Here is a 16,893-nt window from a genome sequence, read left to right on the forward strand (position 1 = left end):
ACATGACAGAATATTTGAGTGTATCAACACTTACTAAATATATTAAGTATAAATTTGATCAAGACCCACACTTACAATCCGTTTTAATTAAAGGAGAATTGTCTAATTTTAAAAAGCATAGTAGTGGTCATCTCTATTTCAACGTCAAAGATAACAATAGTGTTATTAGTGCAATGATGTTTAAAGGAAGTGCCTCGAAAATTGATTTTGAACCTAAAGAAGGTGACGAAGTGCTTTTAGAAGCGCGCGTGTCAGTATACGAACGCCGTGGGAATTATCAAATTTATGTCAATAAAATGCATTTAGATGGCGTTGGTAACCTATACCAAAGATTAGAACAACTAAAGAAAAAACTTACTAAAGAGGGTTATTTTGATCAAAATAACAAAAAACCCATACCTAAGTTTCCTAAGAAGATTGCAGTATTAACAGCAGGCACAGGTGCAGCAATTAGAGATATTCATACTACAATCAACAGTAGATACCCTTTAGCAGAACAAATACAGATCAGTACCCTTGTACAAGGTGAACAAGCGAAAAATGATATTATTAATAATATACAACAGGCTGATGAAATAGGTGTCGACACAATAATTATTGGGCGCGGCGGAGGTTCTATTGAAGACTTATGGAACTTTAATGAAGAGGATGTTGTTAAAGCAATATACGCATGTACTACGCCTATCATTTCCGCAGTTGGCCATGAAACCGATTTTACACTCAGTGATTTTGTTGCAGATATTCGTGCAGCTACGCCAACACAAGCAGCAGTTATGGCTACACCAGATCAATATGAATTACGTCAATACTTACAACAAATAAATTTATCACTTACACGTTTTATAAAACAGCATTTACAACAACAAAGAAAACATTTAGAACATGTATCATCTTATTACAAATTTCAAACGCCAACATTGTTGTATGATCAACAAATTCAAAAACGAGATGATTTAGAAAAACAACTTAATTTATCGATGAATTTAGCAATTAAAAATCATCAACAGCAATTACAACTATTATTGAATAAGTTTAATCTTAAAGGTTTTAAACAAAATATAAATAGAGAACAATTAACAAACGCTCAAAAGCGAGATGATTTAAATAAAGTTATGAATAATTTTATTCACAACCAAAAAAATAATTTAGCTAGAAAATTAGAAAGTCTTAATAATTTGAGTCCTACAAATACCATGTTACGTGGTTATACAATTGTTAACAAGGATAATAACGTTATTACAAGCACTAGTGATTTAGCTGAAAATGACAACATAGTATTAACAATGAAAGATGGCGTTGTTGATGCTCAAGTTAAGAAAGTATGGTGTAATGATGAGCAATAGTAATACACAAAGTTTTGAGGAAATGATGAAAGAGTTAGAAAATATCGTACAAAAGCTTGATAATGAAAATGTATCATTAGAAGAATCTCTAAACTTGTATCAACGTGGCATGAAATTATCAGCAACTTGCGATGAAACATTAAAAGACGCCGAAAAGAAAGTCAATGAATTAATGGCAGATGAGCAAACTGTTAATAATGATGATGTCGTGAAGGAAGATAATGAAAATGAATAAAAAAATGGAAAACTTAACAAAGGAAGTTAACCAACTATTATCCGAAGCGATTCCGAATTCAGATTTAAATACAAATTTAGAAGAAAGTATGCGTTACTCATTAGAAGCTGGTGGAAAGCGTATTAGACCAGTGTTATTGCTTTTAACATTGGATATGCTATCCAATGATTATAGAGCTGGACTTTCTTCAGCACTTGGCTTAGAAATGATTCATACTTATTCTTTAATACACGACGATTTACCACCAATGGATAACGATGATTATCGCAGAGGTAAACTTACAAATCACAAAGTATTTGGTGAGTGGAAAGCAATATTAGCTGGTGATGCACTCTTAACCAAAGCATTTGATATTATTGTGAATGATGAATCAGTCGATGATACTTCTAAAGTCAAATTACTTAAACGTTTAGCTTTTGCTAGTGGACATTTAGGTATGGTAGGCGGCCAAACTCTAGATATGCAAAGCGAGGGTGAGGGCGTCAAAGTAAATATTGATACACTTGAACAAATTCATAACGCCAAAACAGGGGCGTTGCTCAAATTTGCAGTGATGGCCGCAGTAGATATTGCAAAGCCTGAATCAAATGTTGCTGATGCATTAGAATCATTTAGTGAACACTTAGGATTAATGTTCCAAATTAAAGATGATTTATTAGACGTATATGGCGATGAAGCGAAGTTAGGTAAAGCAGTTGGTAGTGATATTGATAACGATAAGAGTACATATGTATCATTATTGGGGCAACAAGGAGCCGAGGAAAAAATGACATATCATACCCAAGAAGCTTATGATTGTCTAAAACAATTACCAGATAAGTACAATATCGAAAATTTAACATATATTATTGAATTATTTAATAATCGTGAATCTTAATGGATTCTTGTAGAGGGCGAGGATACGAAATCATCTTTCAAATTTTGATTTCCATTCCGTCCTCTTTTTAATTACGGTTAATATTCACTATAAAAAGAAAGTTAATATAAACTTCGTTTGGTGAGAGTTTAAACTGAATTTAGAAAACAAGGGTAATTTTTAATTATTAGTTTATCACATACTATTCAATAATTATTCATTACTTTTATAATTATCATTGTCATACAACAGTTATTTAAATATATTTAACGCCGTTACTTCACCTTTGACATGCAGATTTATCGTTTTCATTTAAGTAATATTTCAACTATCTTTAGTAGTAGTATTTATATGCATGTGTTAAAATAAATGTATAAATATTCGTTTATAGAGGTGCTATATATGGCTAAAAAATCAGTAAGACATATTAAAATTAGAGAAATAATTTCAAACGAAAAAATCGAAACACAAGATGAATTAGTAAAACGATTAAATGAGTACGAATTAAATGTCACTCAAGCTACAGTTTCCAGAGACATTAAAGAATTACAATTGATAAAAGTCCCCACACCAACAGGACAGTATGTTTATAGTTTGCCAAATGATAGAAAATATCATCCTCTAGAAAAACTGGGCCGTTATTTAATGGATTCTTTTGTAAATATAGATGGCACAGGTAACCTATTAGTTTTAAAAACATTGCCGGGAAACGCTCAATCAATCGGTGCAATCTTAGATCAAATTGATTGGGAGGAAGTTTTAGGTACTATTTGTGGTGATGATACTTGTTTAATTATCTGTAGAGATGAGTTAGCAAGCGAAAAAATCAAAACGCGCATCTTTAATTTATTATAAGTGTAAGGAAGTGTTTAGAAGGATGCTACAGACTTTATCTATCAAACAATTTGCAATCATTGATGAACTAGAAGTTCATTTTGGCGATGGCTTAACAGTATTAAGTGGTGAAACTGGCGCAGGTAAATCAATTATTATCGACGCCATTGGACAACTGATTGGTATGCGCGCGTCATCAAATTATGTAAGGCATGGTGAAAAGAAAGCTATTATTGAAGGCATATTTGATATTGACGAAAGTAAAGAAGCCATTTCAATACTTGAAGCTTTGGATATCGACATAGATGAAGATTTTCTATTAGTTAAAAGAGAAATTTTCAGCACTGGTAAAAGTATTTGTAGAGTTAACAATCAAATCGTCACTTTGCAAGATTTACGTAAAATTATGCAAGAATTGTTAGATATTCATGGTCAACATGAAACACAAACTTTATTAAAACAAAAATATCATCTACAATTACTCGATAACTATGCTGAAAATCAATACAAAAGCCTACTTGAACAATACGTTGACACTTATGATCAATATAAAGCTAAAAAGAAAGAGCTTGAAGAGTTAGAATCTGCCGATCAAGCTTTATTACAACGTCTCGATTTACTTAAATTTCAGTTCGAAGAAATCCAAGAAGCAAACTTGGTTGACGGTGAAGTTACACAACTTGAATCAGACATTAAACGTATACAAAACTCAGAAAACCTAAGTTTAGCTTTAAATAATGCGCATCTAACTTTAACTGATGAGCATGCGATTACAGACCGTCTATATGAATTGAGTAATCAATTACAATCAATAAGCGATATTTTACCTGAAAAATATGATGAACTTAAAGAAGAAGTCGATCAATTTTACTACACTTTAGAAGATGCTAAACATCAATTGTATGATGAATTGACTAATACTGAATTTGATGAACACTATTTAAATGAACTTGAGGCTAGAATGAACGTCTTGAATGATTTGAAAAGAAAATATGGTAAAGATATTAGTGAATTAATTAAATATCAAGACAAATTAGCGAATGAAATTAATAAAATCGAAAACTATGAAGAAAGTACTTCTCAGTTAAGACAAGAAATTGAAAAATTATATGAAAATGTAATTAAATTAGGTTCAGAATTATCCCAAAAACGTCGTGTTGTGGCTCAAACACTTCGCGATCACATCGTGGATGAAATTCAAAATTTACAAATGAAGGATGCTAATTTAGAAATTTCATTTAAACCTTTAGATGTTCCTAATAGAGAAGGCATTGAATTTGTAGAGTTTTTAATCAGTCCTAATAAGGGTGAACCTCTTAAAAGTTTAAATAAAATTGCATCTGGTGGGGAGCTATCGCGTATTATGCTTGCGCTTAAAACTATTTTTGTTAAAACACGAGGACAAACGGCAATATTATTCGATGAGGTAGATTCTGGGGTTTCAGGTCAAGCAGCACAAAAAATGGCTGAAAAAATGAAAGGATTAGCCAAACATATTCAAGTAATTTGTATTTCTCATTTGCCACAAGTAGCATCAATGAGCGATCATCATCTATTTATCAGTAAAGATTCAGTAGATGACCGAACTACTACACATGTTCAGGAGCTTTCAGGTTCAGAACGTATAGACGAAATAGCGAGAATGATTTCAGGTGCTAGTGTAACAGATATCACACGTCAAAATGCTAAAGAAATGATAGATCAAAATCAACATGCCTAACGGCGTACATTTTAATTAATTATTTATAGTAATATCGAATATAATTACTTCATAAAATGAGAAAGGTGTTGATTTTATGCAATATCAACATTTAATTGATTCTTCATATAATTTAAAAGGTAATGTTGCGATTTTATATGCAAATGATGAAAAAATGTTATCTGTTGTCATGAAAGCACTTGTTTTAACAAAAATTGATGTATATTTATATGACACACAAGATGCTACAGAGATAATCCGTTCATTCGATATGGATGCACAATTACTCAATCGAATTCATATTCTTACTTTTAGCAATGACAATGAACTTTTTAAACAATGTGCTGATGATTTGTCTACTGGTAAAGTATCAGTATTAGTCAAAGGTAATTTAATGTCATCAACATTATTATCCTTTGTTCTTAGTAATAAAAGCTTTATTGCTCAGCATGGATTTTTAAACCATGTTGCATGTTTTAACGTGCCAAATTATCATAAAACATTAATGTTAAGTGATGTAGCATTAAACATTAATCCTTCGGTAGAAGAAAAGAAACAAATAATTAATAATTTAGCTCATTTTTCTAAAGCGCTTGGTTATGACCAGTTTAAAGTTGGTATTCTTTCTTCTGTTGAAAAACCTACCAAAAAAATCTTATCATCTACTGATGCTGAAAAGCTCAAGAATATTTATAGCAGAGCAACACCTGAGTATTTATATGTAGATGGTCCATTTGCTTTTGATAACGCAATTAGTATGGAAAGTGTTATTAAGAAAAATATCAAGTCACAAGTTGCAGGCGATGTAGATGCTTTATTGGTATCACATATAGATGTTGGTAACGCACTATACAAATCCTTTACTTATTTTGCAGGAGCACGTGTAGCCAGTTTAGTCCTAGGAGCAAAGTTCCCGATTGTGTTGACTTCGAGAGCAGATACGAAACAAAATAAACTTGACTCATTAATACTAGCATTAAAAATATTAAACTAATATATTGATTACAAGAATTAACTAGGTGACTCAAACTAGTTAAGAATCATAGGTAGCAATTATCTCGAAACAGATATTTGAAAAAATTAAATCAGCAAATTTTCTTTCATTTTCAATTCCTAATTCAACTTCAAAAATAGGTTATTAATTTTATAATGTAAGAAGTTGATGTAATATATAAGTAGATAATATAATTTATAAATACAATAAATTAGTTTGAGGCACTCAATATCCAACTATCTAACGTAATTGATTTTAAGTATTTAGGTCTAATGTCTAAGAGGTTTCTTATTTTCCAAAAGAAGGTGCTGCAATGGCTCGAATTCTAGTTTTAAATTTAGGTAGTACATCATCAAAAGTTGCGGTATATGAAGCGCATAAGTGTATGTGGCATGAAACAATTCGACATGATATACAGCTTACATCTGCATCATTAATAGAACAAAAACCAGCAAGGCTCAAGGAAATTATATCTTCTTTAAATCACACATCAGATTACACATTAAAAAGTTTTGATGCAATTGCATGTAGAGGTGGATTACTAAAACCATTGCAAGGTGGCGTTTATCATATAAATAACGAAATGTATAACAATCTTAAGGCATTTAAATATGGTGTACACGCATCTAATTTGAGTGGTATGATTGGTTATGAATTAGGAAAAGAGCTGAACATCCCTGCATTTACGATAGATCCCGTCGTTGTTGATGAGTTAATAGATATTGCAAAAGTTACAGGCTTAAAAAATGTTGAACGACGTAGTATATTTCATGCATTAAATCAAAAAGCTGTTGCTAGATTATATGCATCATCGATTCATAAAACGTATGAAGATGTAAATGTTATCGTTGCACATATGGGTGGAGGTATAACCATTGGCGCACATAAAAATGGGCATGTAGTAGATGTAAATGAAGGGTTGTTAGGTGAAGGTCCTTTTAGTCCAGAACGTGCCGGTTCAATACCCAATGATCAACTCTACGCATTTGGATATAAACATAATTTCACACCACAAGAGATGAATCACTTTTTAAGTAAAAAAGGTGGTTTCATTAGTATGTTCAAAACAAATGATTTAAAATTATTATCGGATAAATATGATTCAAACTCCGAAGTTAAATTAGCATTTGATGCGTTAGCATATCAAATTTCTAATGCTATTGGAGCTCGGTCAATTATTTTCCGCGGACAGGTAGATCAAATTATTTTAACGGGTGGTTTAAGTTACAGTAAATTATTAGTTCAAAAAATAATATCATTCGTTGATTGGATTGCACCTGTAACAATATATCCAGGCGAAAAAGAAATGGATACATTGGCGTTACGTACATCAAACGTACTAGACGGAAAAGAAAAGGTTAAAGCTTATAGTTAGGAGTATTAATATGTCAGAAGAAAAATATGATTTAGTCATTCTTGGTGGAGGTACTGCGGGTTATGTATCTGCGATAAGAGCTTCACAATTAGGAAAGAAAGTGGCACTTGTAGAAAAATCATTACTTGGTGGCACTTGTTTACATAAAGGATGCATTCCGACAAAAGCATTATTAAAATCTGCAGAAGTTATGCGTACAATCACAAACGCAACTGATTATGGCGTGGATGTTGAAGGGTTCAAATTGAATTTTGCGCGTATTCAAGAACGAAAAAATGAAGTAGTAAACCAAATGTTTAGCGGCGTTAACCATTTAATGGAACATAACAGTATCGATGTATTTAATGGTACAGGTAGGATATTAGGACCTTCTATATTCTCGCCACAAAGTGGCACGATTTCTGTAGAATACGAGGATGGTGAATCTGAATTAATACCCAATAATAATGTCCTCATAACTACAGGATCACAACCTATGTCTTTATCTTTTCTACCGTTTGATCATAAAGTTGTCCTTTCTAGCGATGATATCTTGCAATTAGAACAATTACCAAATAATCTAGCTATTATTGGTGGCGGAGTTATCGGTTTAGAATTTGCTTCTTTGATGACAGATTTTGGTGTCGATGTAACTGTAATTGAGGCAGGTCCGCGCATTTTACCGACTGAAAGTAAAATAGTTGCCAAAACTTTAAGAAAAGAATTAACGGATAGAGGCGTGACATTTTATGAAAATATACAACTATCCGAATCAGATATAACAGTAGACGAAGATCGCATTATTATCACATTAAATGGTGAAGCAGTACAATTTGAAAAAACATTAATTTCTATTGGTAGGCTGCCTAATACTGAAGATATTGGATTAAATAATACAAAGATTAAATTAACAGATAAAAAGCATATTAGTGTTAATGAATATCAACAAACTGATGATAAACATATCTATGCAGCAGGCGATTGTATCGGTAAATTACAATTGGCCCATGTCGGCTCTAAAGAAGGCGTCATAGCAATTGAACATATGTTTGATCAATCACCACTTCCAATTGATTATAATAAAATGCCAAAATGCGTTTATACTCAACCTGAAGTAGCAAGTATTGGATTAAATATAGACCAAGCCAAATCAGAGAATATTAAAGCAAAATCAATTAAAGTACCTTTCAAAGCTATAGGTAAAGCAGTTATTGAAAACACCTCTAACCAAAGTGGCTTTTGTGAAGTTATCATCGATCAAGAACAAGATACTGTATTAGGTCTTAATATGATAGGACTCCATGTTACAGAATTAATTAACGAAATATCACTATTCCAATTTATGAATGGTTCAACTTTAGAACTTGGGTTAACAACACATGCACATCCATCATTATCTGAAGTATTGATGGAGTTAGGCTTAAAGGTTGAAAATAGATCGATTCACGTTTAATTTAGGAGGAAATAAGATGTTTGATTATAAATCAGTTGGACTAGAAGAGTCTGATTTAAAAGCAATGTATAAATGGATGGATTTAGGGCGTAAAATAGATGAACGTATGTGGCTATTAAACCGTGCAGGTAAAATACCATTTGTTATTAGTTGTCAAGGACAAGAAGCAACTCAAATAGGTATGGCATATGCTATGCAAGAAGGTGATATTTCTTCACCTTACTATAGAGATTTAGCGTTTGTTACCTATATGGGGATGACAGCTTTAGACTCGATGTTAGCAGCATTTGGTAAACGTGATGATATAAGTTCAGGTGGAAAGCAAATGCCGTCACATTTTAGTAAACGTGAAAAAGGTATTCTATCCCAAAGTTCGCCAGTTGGCACACAAATTGTACATGGTGTTGGAGCAGCATTAGCTTTGAAAATGGATAATAAACCAAATATTGCTATGGCTACAGTGGGTGAAGGTAGTTCAAACCAAGGTGATTTCCATGAAGGCTTAAACTTTGCAGGCGTACACAAATTACCGTTTGTATGTGTTATTGAAAATAATAAATATGCTATTTCTGTACCAGATTCTCTACAATATGGTGCTGAAAAATTATCTGATCGCGCTATTGGTTATGGTATGCACGGTGAACATGTAGATGGCAACGACCCAATTGCGATGTATAAAGTCATGAAAGAAGCTAGAGAACGAGCATTAAATGGTGGTGGTTCTACATTAATTGAAGCCATGTGTACAAGAATGACAGCCCATTCTTCAGATGATGATGATAAATATCGTACTAAAGAAGAGCGTGAAGAATTAAAATCATTAGACTGTAATCTTAAATTTAAAACATTTCTTCTTGAGGAAGGCATTATAAACGAACAATGGTTAGAAAAAGTTGATAGTGAACATAAAGAAATTGTAAACCAAGCAACTAAAGAAGCCGAAAAAGCACCTTATCCGTCGCCAGAAGAAACATATACACATGTCTATGAAGAAGGGAGTTTAGACAATGCCTAAATTAAGTTACTTAGAAGCAATCCAACAAGGGCTCGACCAAGCTATGGAAAAGGATAACGATGTATTTGTATTAGGAGAAGACGTCGGAAAAAAAGGTGGCGTATTTGGTGTCACTTTAGGTTTACAACAAAAATATGGTGAAGCACGTGTTTTAGATACGCCGTTAGCAGAGTCAAATATCGTAGGAACAAGTATTGGTGCAGCTATGTTAGGCAAACGTCCTGTTGCAGAAATACAATTTGCCGAGTATATTTTACCTGCGACAAATCAAATTATGAGTGAAGCTGCAAAAATGAGATATCGTTCAAATAATGATTTTCATTGCCCTATTACGATTCGTTCTCCATTTGGCGGCGGTATTCACGGTGCGCTTTATCACTCGCAAAGTGTAGAATCTATATTTGCTAACACACCAGGGCTCACAATTGTTATCCCATCTACACCATATGACGCGAAAGGGTTATTATTAGCTTCAATTGAGTCAAATGACCCAGTACTATATTTCGAGCATAAAAAAGCTTATCGTTTACTTAAAGAAGAAGTTCCTGAATCATATTATACAGTTCCAATTGGTAAAGCAGATGTTAAACGTGAAGGCGATGATATTACTGTGTTTACCTATGGTCTCTGTGTGAATTACTGTATCCAAGCAGCTGATATGTTATCAGAAGATGGTATCAATGTAGAAGTTGTGGATTTACGTACAGTTTATCCTTTAGATAAACAAACGATTATTGAAAGAGCAAAATTAACAGGTAAAGTTTTATTAGTAACAGAAGATAATTTAGAAGGTAGTGTTATTTCTGAAGTAGCTGCTATAATAGCAGAAAACTGTCTGTTCGACTTAGATGCCCCAATAATGAGACTCGCTGGTCCTGATGTTCCAGCAATGCCATTTGCGCCAACACTCGAAGACGAGTTTATGATTAATCCAGATAAAATAAAAATCAAAATGCGTGAACTCGCAGAATTCTAAGGAGGCACAATCATGGAAATAAAAATGCCTAAACTCGGTGAAAGTGTTCATGAAGGTACTATAGAACAATGGCTTGTTTCAGTAGGAGATAAAGTTGAGGAATATGATCCTTTATGTGAAGTGATTACTGATAAAGTAACTGCAGAGGTGCCTTCATCATACGCAGGTACAATAACCGAAATCAAAGTTGATGAAGGCGATACAGTAGCGGTAGATGAGATTATTTGTCTATTAGATACTGGTAACGAGCAAAATGAATTCGAACAAGATCAAACAACTGAGAATCAATCTGAAGACATTAAAGAAGATTTAACCAACAAACAAACAAGTAGTAACAATATCCAAAATGATTCAGCTTCAACTACTGCTAAATCTCATATAGATGGACCAAAAAATAACGGCCGTTATTCACCAGTAGTCTTCAAATTAGCGTCTGAAAACCAAATTGACTTAGATCAAGTTGTAGGCACAGGTTTTGAAGGGCGTGTAACAAAAAAAGATATAGAAAAAGTTATTAAAGAAGGAACAAACAAATCACCTTCTACGATTGTAGCGCCAAAAGATTCTCCTAAAGTATCGCAACAATCAGCGTATAATGATCCATCACCAGGTTCATCAATTCCAGTTAATGGAGTACGTAAACAGATAGCTCAAAATATGGTAAATAGTGTTAACGAAATACCTCATGCTTGGATGATGGTAGAAGCAGATGCAACTAACTTAGTTAAAACACGTAATTATCATAAGCATAGCTTTAAAGAAAGTGAAGGCTATAACCTTACGTTCTTTGCGTTTTTCGTTAAAGCAGTTGCTGAAGGGTTAAAAGCATATCCCTTATTAAATAGTAGTTGGCAAGATTCTGAGATAGTTATGCATAAAGATGTTAACATCTCTATAGCAGTCGCAGACGAAGATAAATTATACGTGCCTGTGATTAAAAATGCTGATGAAAAGTCAATTAAAGGTATTGCTAGAGAAATTAACGAATTAGCTCAAAAAGCACGTAACAAAAAACTACGTTCAGAAGATATGCAAGGTGGTACATTTACTGTAAATAATACAGGTACGTTTGGCTCAGTATCTTCTATGGGTATAATTAATCATCCTCAAGCAGCAATACTACAGATTGAATCTGTGATTAAAAAACCGGTAGTTATTGATGATATGATTGCCATAAGAAACATGGTTAACTTATGTATTTCAATCGATCACCGCATTTTAGATGGCTTGCAAGCAGGTAGATTTATGAACTTCGTAAAAACACGTATTGAACAATATTCAATAGAACATACAAGTATCTACTAATAACATACAACTTAATAAAGTTGATAATATTTTAGGCTGAGACACAAAGTATATGTCTCAGCCTAAAATATTATAGTGATTTCTTATCAATTTTTTAAAAAATCTTTTGAACAATTAAAGTCATTTAAAATATGGTGATATTTAAACACACTAGTTGAAGTATTAACTATATATTAGTAGAATAAAAGTAATAATTAGAAATGAAAGGTGAATTTATTATGGACTTAAACTTTGATTTATATATGACAGATGTAGTTAATCAAGCACGTAACGAAATTGAAGAAGCAGGTTATGAACAATTAACATCTGCCGAAGAAGTAGATAACGTTTTAAAACAAGAAGGTACAACGTTAGTAATGGTCAATTCTGTTTGTGGATGTGCAGGTGGTATTGCAAGACCAGCAGCTGCGCATGCATTACACTATGATAAATTGCCAAACCGCCTTGTTACTGTTTTTGCAGGTCAAGACAAAGAAGCTACACAACAAGCTAGAGATTATTTTGAAGGTTTTGCACCTTCAAGTCCATCATTCGCCTTAGTCAAAAATGGTAAAGTCACAGAAATGATTGAAAGGCACCAAATCGAAGGTCACGATGTGATGGATGTGATAAACCAATTACAAAATTTATTCGACACTCACTGTGACGAAAAATAGAGGTCTTATTAGATGATGAGTTTAAATCCATATCGAATCGGATTTAGAACAATTAAGACTGCAGTTGGAATGGCACTAGGAATCATAATTGCTAAATTAATGGGTTTAGATAATTTTGCTTCCAGTGCCATTTTAGTTGTTTTGTGTATCAAACATACTAAAGTGCATTCATTACAAGCAATTGTTTCTCGTTTTGTATCATGTCTTATGGTTCTAATTCTAGGTTCTATTGCTTTTAATATGTTAGGACAAAGTGCGATTGTTTTAGGTCTTATTGTACTGTTTTTTATACCGTTAACAGTTGTATTTAAAGTTCAAGAAGGTGTCGTAACAAGTTGTGTTATCTTATTACACATCTTTAATGCGTCAGTCATTGATTTGCAATTGTTTTATAATGAGATTCTTCTTTTAATCGTAGGTCTAGGAATTGCATTCTTAATGAACGTCATTATGCCTAGTTTGGACAGTAATTTAAAACATTATAAACAAGAAATTGAACAACAATTCACTTACATTTTTGAACAGTTTAGCAATACTTGTAAAAAGCCAAATAATAATGTTAACATCGCATTTGATGAATTAAAGTATACAATCCGCAAGGCAAAATCTATCGCTTTTAGAGATGTTAAAAATCATTTTGTAAGAAATGAGAACTCATATTATCATTATTTTGATATGCGCGAAGAACAATTAGAACTTTTACGTCGTATGTCTATAATTATCGAAAATATTGAAACCAAAGACTGTTTATTATCTAAAATATCTAATTTGTTTGCCGAAGTAGCTACCAATGTAAATAGCAATGATTACACTGTGTTGCGGCTACACTCGTTATATGAAATAAGATTAGAATTAAACAAATTAGAACTACCAACTTCGCATGAAGGATTTAGAACACGTGCGAATTTACTACAATTATTGAATGAATTAGAAGCATATTTAGCTGTTAAATCGCAATTTGGCTCACTACGTTTGCACAGTGATCAAAAACCAGCAGCTACATAAAAAGCTCGCACAAGTTATGAGGTTGGTTTGAGTTTATATACTCAACCGTAACTCTTATCATGTGCGAGCTTCGTGTATTTTCAAGAGATTGAGACACTACATTTATACTTACACTTAATTAATGATTAATTTACTAATGGAACGACACTTGTTAATATCAATGCAAGTACAACAGCTACTAACATTACTACGATAATAACTCTCAACACTTTATTATTGTTCAACATATATTCCTCCAAATCATTGAAAATAGGATTGATCTGTATCCTTTTCATTTATAACATTTAACCAATTATATTCAAATTTAAATTAGTTTTATATTGTCATTATAGCATATGATCAGTATTAACACAGAGCCATATTAGTTTTACTACTACATATATTTCGTTACACTAAATTAGCAGATACATAAATATAAGAATGGGGAATTATAAATGATAAATAAACAACGACTTATAAATACTTTCTTAGAATTAGTACAAATCAATTCTGAAAGTGGTAAGGAACAAGCTATACAACAATTCCTTAAAGCCAAATTTGAAACTTTAAACGTTATTGTAGAAGAAGATAAAGCAAGTGTTAACGAGGGTTTGGGAGCTAATAATTTAGTGTGTACGTTAAAAGCTACAGAAAATATGGACAATGTAGATAAAGTGTATTTTACAAGTCATATGGACACAGTAACACCAGGCGTTGATATTAAACCACAAATCAAAGAGGATGGATACATATATTCTGATGGTACAACTATTCTAGGCGCTGATGACAAGGCTGGATTGGCAGCTATTTTAGAGCTTGTACAAACAATAAATGACCATGAATTATCACATGGTCAAATACAATTTGTTATAACAGTAGGTGAAGAATCTGGATTAGAGGGAGCGAAAGCATTAGACTATACATTATTGGATGCTGATTATGGTTATGCAATTGATGCAAGTGTTGATGTTGGAAAGACGGTTACACACGCTCCTACACAAATGAAAGTAAATGCAACGATATATGGTAAAACTGCACATGCAAGCACACCTAACAAGGGTATAAGTGCAATTAATATTGCAGCAAAAGCAGTTAGTGAAATGAAGTTAGGTCAAATAGATGAGTTTACGACCGCTAATATCGGACGCTTTGAAGGGGGCTCTGCTACAAATATTGTTGCAGATAAAGTTACACTTAAAGCAGAAGCGCGTTCACATTCAGAGACAAGTATACAAACTCAAGTTGAACATATGCAGTCTGTTTTCAAAGAAACAGCTCAAAAATATGGTTGTACTGCTGATGTTGAAATAATAAAAAGTTACCCAGGTTTTGAAATTGCAGATGAGGCACTAGTGACTAAAGTAGCTAAATCGAGCGCTGTCGCTTTAGGATTAGCTCCTGAAGCTGTAATAGCTAGCGGTGGTTCGGATGGCAACATCATAAATCAGTTAGGTATTCCAACTGTAATTTTAGGAGTAGGGTATGAGAATATCCATACCACTGACGAACGTATGCCAATCAGTTCATTAAACTTGTTAGCAGAACAATTAATTAAGATTATTGAAATAATTAGTCAGAAATCTTAAAACTGATTAAGTGAATATTCTTACGTCTTTATGATACAATATACTAGAAAACTTTAATAAGAGAGGTTAGTAATATGACACAACAAATTGGTGTAGTAGGTTTAGCCGTAATGGGTAAAAACCTTGCTTGGAATATTGAATCACGTGGATATAGCGTTTCTGTTTTTAATCGCTCATCTGCAAAAACGGATGAAATGGTTACAGAATCTGAAGGTAAAAACATACATCCAACATACTCTATAGAGGAATTTGTTAATTCTCTAGAAAAACCCCGCAAAATTTTACTAATGGTTAAAGCTGGCCCTGCAACAGACGCAACAATTGATAGCTTGTTACCATTATTAGATAACGATGATATCTTAATTGATGGTGGTAATACGAACTATCAAGATACTATTAGACGTAATAAAGCACTTGCTGAGAGCGGTGTTAACTTTATTGGAATGGGTGTATCTGGTGGTGAAGTTGGTGCGTTAACTGGACCTTCATTAATGCCAGGCGGTCAAGAAGACGCATTCGATAAAGTCAGTCATATTTTAGAATCAATCTCAGCTAAAGCTGATGACGGTGCTGCTTGTGTCGCTTATATCGGCCCTAATGGTGCTGGTCACTATGTAAAAATGGTGCACAACGGTATTGAATACGCAGATATGCAATTAATTGCAGAAAGTTATGCAATGATGAAAGATTTACTAGGCATGTCTCATGAAGAAATTTCAAAAACTTTTAAAGATTGGAATGCTGGCGAATTATCAAGTTATTTAATCGAAATTACTGGTGATATCTTCACTAAATTAGATGAAGGTAAAGACGAAGCTTTAGTAGAACAAATTCTTGATACTGCAGGCCAAAAAGGCACAGGTAAATGGACATCAATCAACGCTTTAGAATTAGGTATTCCATTAACAATTATTACTGAGTCAGTATTTGCTCGTTTTATTTCTTCAATTAAAGAAGAGCGTGTTAATGCTTCTAAACAATTAAATGGTCCAAGTGCTAAATTCGAAGGTAACAAAGATGAATTCCTTGAAAAAATTCGTAAAGCGCTATATATGAGCAAAATTTGTTCATATGCACAAGGTTTTGCTCAAATGAGAAAAGCTAGTGAAGATAACGAATGGAATTTAAAATTAGGCGAATTAGCTATGATTTGGCGTGAAGGTTGTATTATTCGTGCACAATTCTTACAAAAAATTAAAGAAGCATATGATAATGATACTGAATTACAGAACTTATTATTAGACCCATACTTTAAAGATATTGTAACTAATTATCAAGATGCATTACGTGACGTAGTTGCAACTGGTGTTCAAAACGGTGTACCGACGCCAGGTTTCTCTGCAAGTATTAACTATTATGATAGTTACCGCTCAGAAAACTTACCAGCTAACTTAATCCAAGCTCAACGTGACTATTTTGGAGCACATACTTATGAGCGTAAAGATCGCGATGGCGTATTCCATACACAATGGATTGAAGATTAAGATTAACGTTTGATTTTATTAATATAAACTACCCGTAGCTAGAGACATATGTCATTAGTTACGGGTAGTTTTTTATATACTGTATTACTTTATAAATATAAAAACAACCAATTATGCAA

15 protein-coding genes are annotated in these 16,893 nt (G+C 32.9%); all 15 read left to right on the forward strand.

All coding sequences use genetic code 11. The annotated features are described in order from the left end of the window. The first annotated feature begins 2 nt into the window (after window positions 1-2). The 15 genes from xseA (at window position 3) to gndA (ending at window position 16,774) form a co-directional block, all read left to right on the forward strand. On the forward strand, window positions 3-1,343 hold the full coding sequence (gene xseA / locus J5E45_RS01565; protein WP_208181495.1) for an exodeoxyribonuclease VII large subunit: 1,341 nt from the start codon (window positions 3-5) through the stop codon (window positions 1,341-1,343). Then, window positions 1,333-1,578 carry an exodeoxyribonuclease VII small subunit gene (locus J5E45_RS01570; protein ID WP_208181619.1) on the forward strand — a complete coding sequence of 82 codons (246 nt, stop codon included), beginning with the start codon at window positions 1,333-1,335 and terminating at the stop codon, window positions 1,576-1,578. Before xseA ends, J5E45_RS01570 begins: the two co-directional genes overlap by 11 nt. Further along, window positions 1,571-2,455 carry a polyprenyl synthetase family protein gene (locus tag J5E45_RS01575; RefSeq protein WP_039068388.1) on the forward strand — a complete coding sequence of 295 codons (885 nt, stop codon included), beginning with the start codon at window positions 1,571-1,573 and terminating at the stop codon, window positions 2,453-2,455. The genes J5E45_RS01570 and J5E45_RS01575 overlap by 8 nt, the downstream gene beginning before the upstream one ends. 381 nt (window positions 2,456-2,836) lie before the next feature. Further along, window positions 2,837-3,289 carry a transcriptional regulator AhrC/ArgR gene (ahrC, locus tag J5E45_RS01580; protein WP_017724556.1) on the forward strand — a complete coding sequence of 151 codons (453 nt, stop codon included), beginning with the start codon at window positions 2,837-2,839 and terminating at the stop codon, window positions 3,287-3,289. A gap of 22 nt (window positions 3,290-3,311) precedes the next feature. Beyond that, window positions 3,312-4,988, forward strand: a complete 1,677-nt coding sequence (gene recN / locus J5E45_RS01585) for a DNA repair protein RecN (RefSeq protein WP_039068387.1) — start codon at window positions 3,312-3,314, stop codon at window positions 4,986-4,988. A 76-nt stretch (window positions 4,989-5,064) separates the two neighbouring features. After that, complete coding sequence (locus tag J5E45_RS01590) at window positions 5,065-5,961, forward strand: phosphate acyltransferase (RefSeq protein WP_039068386.1); 897 nt, start codon at window positions 5,065-5,067, stop codon at window positions 5,959-5,961. A 313-nt stretch (window positions 5,962-6,274) separates the two neighbouring features. After that, entirely contained in the window at window positions 6,275-7,336 is a 1,062-nt protein-coding gene (buk, locus tag J5E45_RS01595) for a butyrate kinase (RefSeq protein ID WP_208181496.1), read from the forward strand. A gap of 10 nt (window positions 7,337-7,346) precedes the next feature. Then, a complete protein-coding gene (lpdA, locus tag J5E45_RS01600; RefSeq protein WP_208181497.1) occupies window positions 7,347-8,768 on the forward strand; it encodes a dihydrolipoyl dehydrogenase in 1,422 nt (473 codons plus the stop codon). Window positions 8,769-8,784: 16 nt separating this feature from the next. Next, window positions 8,785-9,783, forward strand: a complete 999-nt coding sequence (locus J5E45_RS01605; RefSeq protein ID WP_069792139.1) for a thiamine pyrophosphate-dependent dehydrogenase E1 component subunit alpha — start codon at window positions 8,785-8,787, stop codon at window positions 9,781-9,783. Next, complete coding sequence (locus tag J5E45_RS01610) at window positions 9,776-10,759, forward strand: alpha-ketoacid dehydrogenase subunit beta (protein ID WP_039068382.1); 984 nt, start codon at window positions 9,776-9,778, stop codon at window positions 10,757-10,759. Before J5E45_RS01605 ends, J5E45_RS01610 begins: the two co-directional genes overlap by 8 nt. Window positions 10,760-10,771: 12 nt before the next feature. Beyond that, a complete protein-coding gene (locus J5E45_RS01615) occupies window positions 10,772-12,064 on the forward strand; it encodes a dihydrolipoamide acetyltransferase family protein (protein WP_039068381.1) in 1,293 nt (430 codons plus the stop codon). A gap of 218 nt (window positions 12,065-12,282) precedes the next feature. Next, window positions 12,283-12,720 (forward strand): bacilliredoxin BrxB, encoded by a 438-nt coding sequence (gene brxB, locus J5E45_RS01620; RefSeq protein ID WP_208181498.1) that lies wholly within the window; start codon window positions 12,283-12,285, stop codon window positions 12,718-12,720. Window positions 12,721-12,732: 12 nt separating this feature from the next. Next, window positions 12,733-13,725 (forward strand): aromatic acid exporter family protein, encoded by a 993-nt coding sequence (locus J5E45_RS01625; RefSeq protein ID WP_101049417.1) that lies wholly within the window; start codon window positions 12,733-12,735, stop codon window positions 13,723-13,725. Between the two features lie 434 nt (window positions 13,726-14,159). Continuing rightward, window positions 14,160-15,290 carry a M20/M25/M40 family metallo-hydrolase gene (locus J5E45_RS01630; RefSeq protein ID WP_107548876.1) on the forward strand — a complete coding sequence of 377 codons (1,131 nt, stop codon included), beginning with the start codon at window positions 14,160-14,162 and terminating at the stop codon, window positions 15,288-15,290. A gap of 74 nt (window positions 15,291-15,364) precedes the next feature. Then, window positions 15,365-16,774, forward strand: coding sequence for an NADP-dependent phosphogluconate dehydrogenase (gene gndA / locus J5E45_RS01635; RefSeq protein WP_039068377.1), 1,410 nt, complete (start codon window positions 15,365-15,367; stop codon window positions 16,772-16,774). Window positions 16,775-16,893 lie beyond the last annotated feature (119 nt).

Source organism: Staphylococcus shinii (genome assembly GCF_017583065.1).
Taxonomy (GTDB): domain Bacteria; phylum Bacillota; class Bacilli; order Staphylococcales; family Staphylococcaceae; genus Staphylococcus; species Staphylococcus shinii.

What these genes read in the sequence shown, in the direction of transcription:
- xseA (WP_208181495.1), top strand. Translation starts at nt 3, where the DNA reads ATGACAGAATATTTGAGTGTATCAACACTTACTAAATATATTAAGTAT.
- J5E45_RS01570 (WP_208181619.1), top strand. Translation starts at nt 1,333, where the DNA reads ATGAGCAATAGTAATACACAAAGTTTTGAGGAAATGATGAAAGAGTTA.
- J5E45_RS01575 (WP_039068388.1), top strand. Translation starts at nt 1,571, where the DNA reads ATGAATAAAAAAATGGAAAACTTAACAAAGGAAGTTAACCAACTATTA.
- ahrC (WP_017724556.1), top strand. Translation starts at nt 2,837, where the DNA reads ATGGCTAAAAAATCAGTAAGACATATTAAAATTAGAGAAATAATTTCA.
- recN (WP_039068387.1), top strand. Translation starts at nt 3,312, where the DNA reads ATGCTACAGACTTTATCTATCAAACAATTTGCAATCATTGATGAACTA.
- J5E45_RS01590 (WP_039068386.1), top strand. Translation starts at nt 5,065, where the DNA reads ATGCAATATCAACATTTAATTGATTCTTCATATAATTTAAAAGGTAAT.
- buk (WP_208181496.1), top strand. Translation starts at nt 6,275, where the DNA reads ATGGCTCGAATTCTAGTTTTAAATTTAGGTAGTACATCATCAAAAGTT.
- lpdA (WP_208181497.1), top strand. Translation starts at nt 7,347, where the DNA reads ATGTCAGAAGAAAAATATGATTTAGTCATTCTTGGTGGAGGTACTGCG.
- J5E45_RS01605 (WP_069792139.1), top strand. Translation starts at nt 8,785, where the DNA reads ATGTTTGATTATAAATCAGTTGGACTAGAAGAGTCTGATTTAAAAGCA.
- J5E45_RS01610 (WP_039068382.1), top strand. Translation starts at nt 9,776, where the DNA reads ATGCCTAAATTAAGTTACTTAGAAGCAATCCAACAAGGGCTCGACCAA.
- J5E45_RS01615 (WP_039068381.1), top strand. Translation starts at nt 10,772, where the DNA reads ATGGAAATAAAAATGCCTAAACTCGGTGAAAGTGTTCATGAAGGTACT.
- brxB (WP_208181498.1), top strand. Translation starts at nt 12,283, where the DNA reads ATGGACTTAAACTTTGATTTATATATGACAGATGTAGTTAATCAAGCA.
- J5E45_RS01625 (WP_101049417.1), top strand. Translation starts at nt 12,733, where the DNA reads ATGATGAGTTTAAATCCATATCGAATCGGATTTAGAACAATTAAGACT.
- J5E45_RS01630 (WP_107548876.1), top strand. Translation starts at nt 14,160, where the DNA reads ATGATAAATAAACAACGACTTATAAATACTTTCTTAGAATTAGTACAA.
- gndA (WP_039068377.1), top strand. Translation starts at nt 15,365, where the DNA reads ATGACACAACAAATTGGTGTAGTAGGTTTAGCCGTAATGGGTAAAAAC.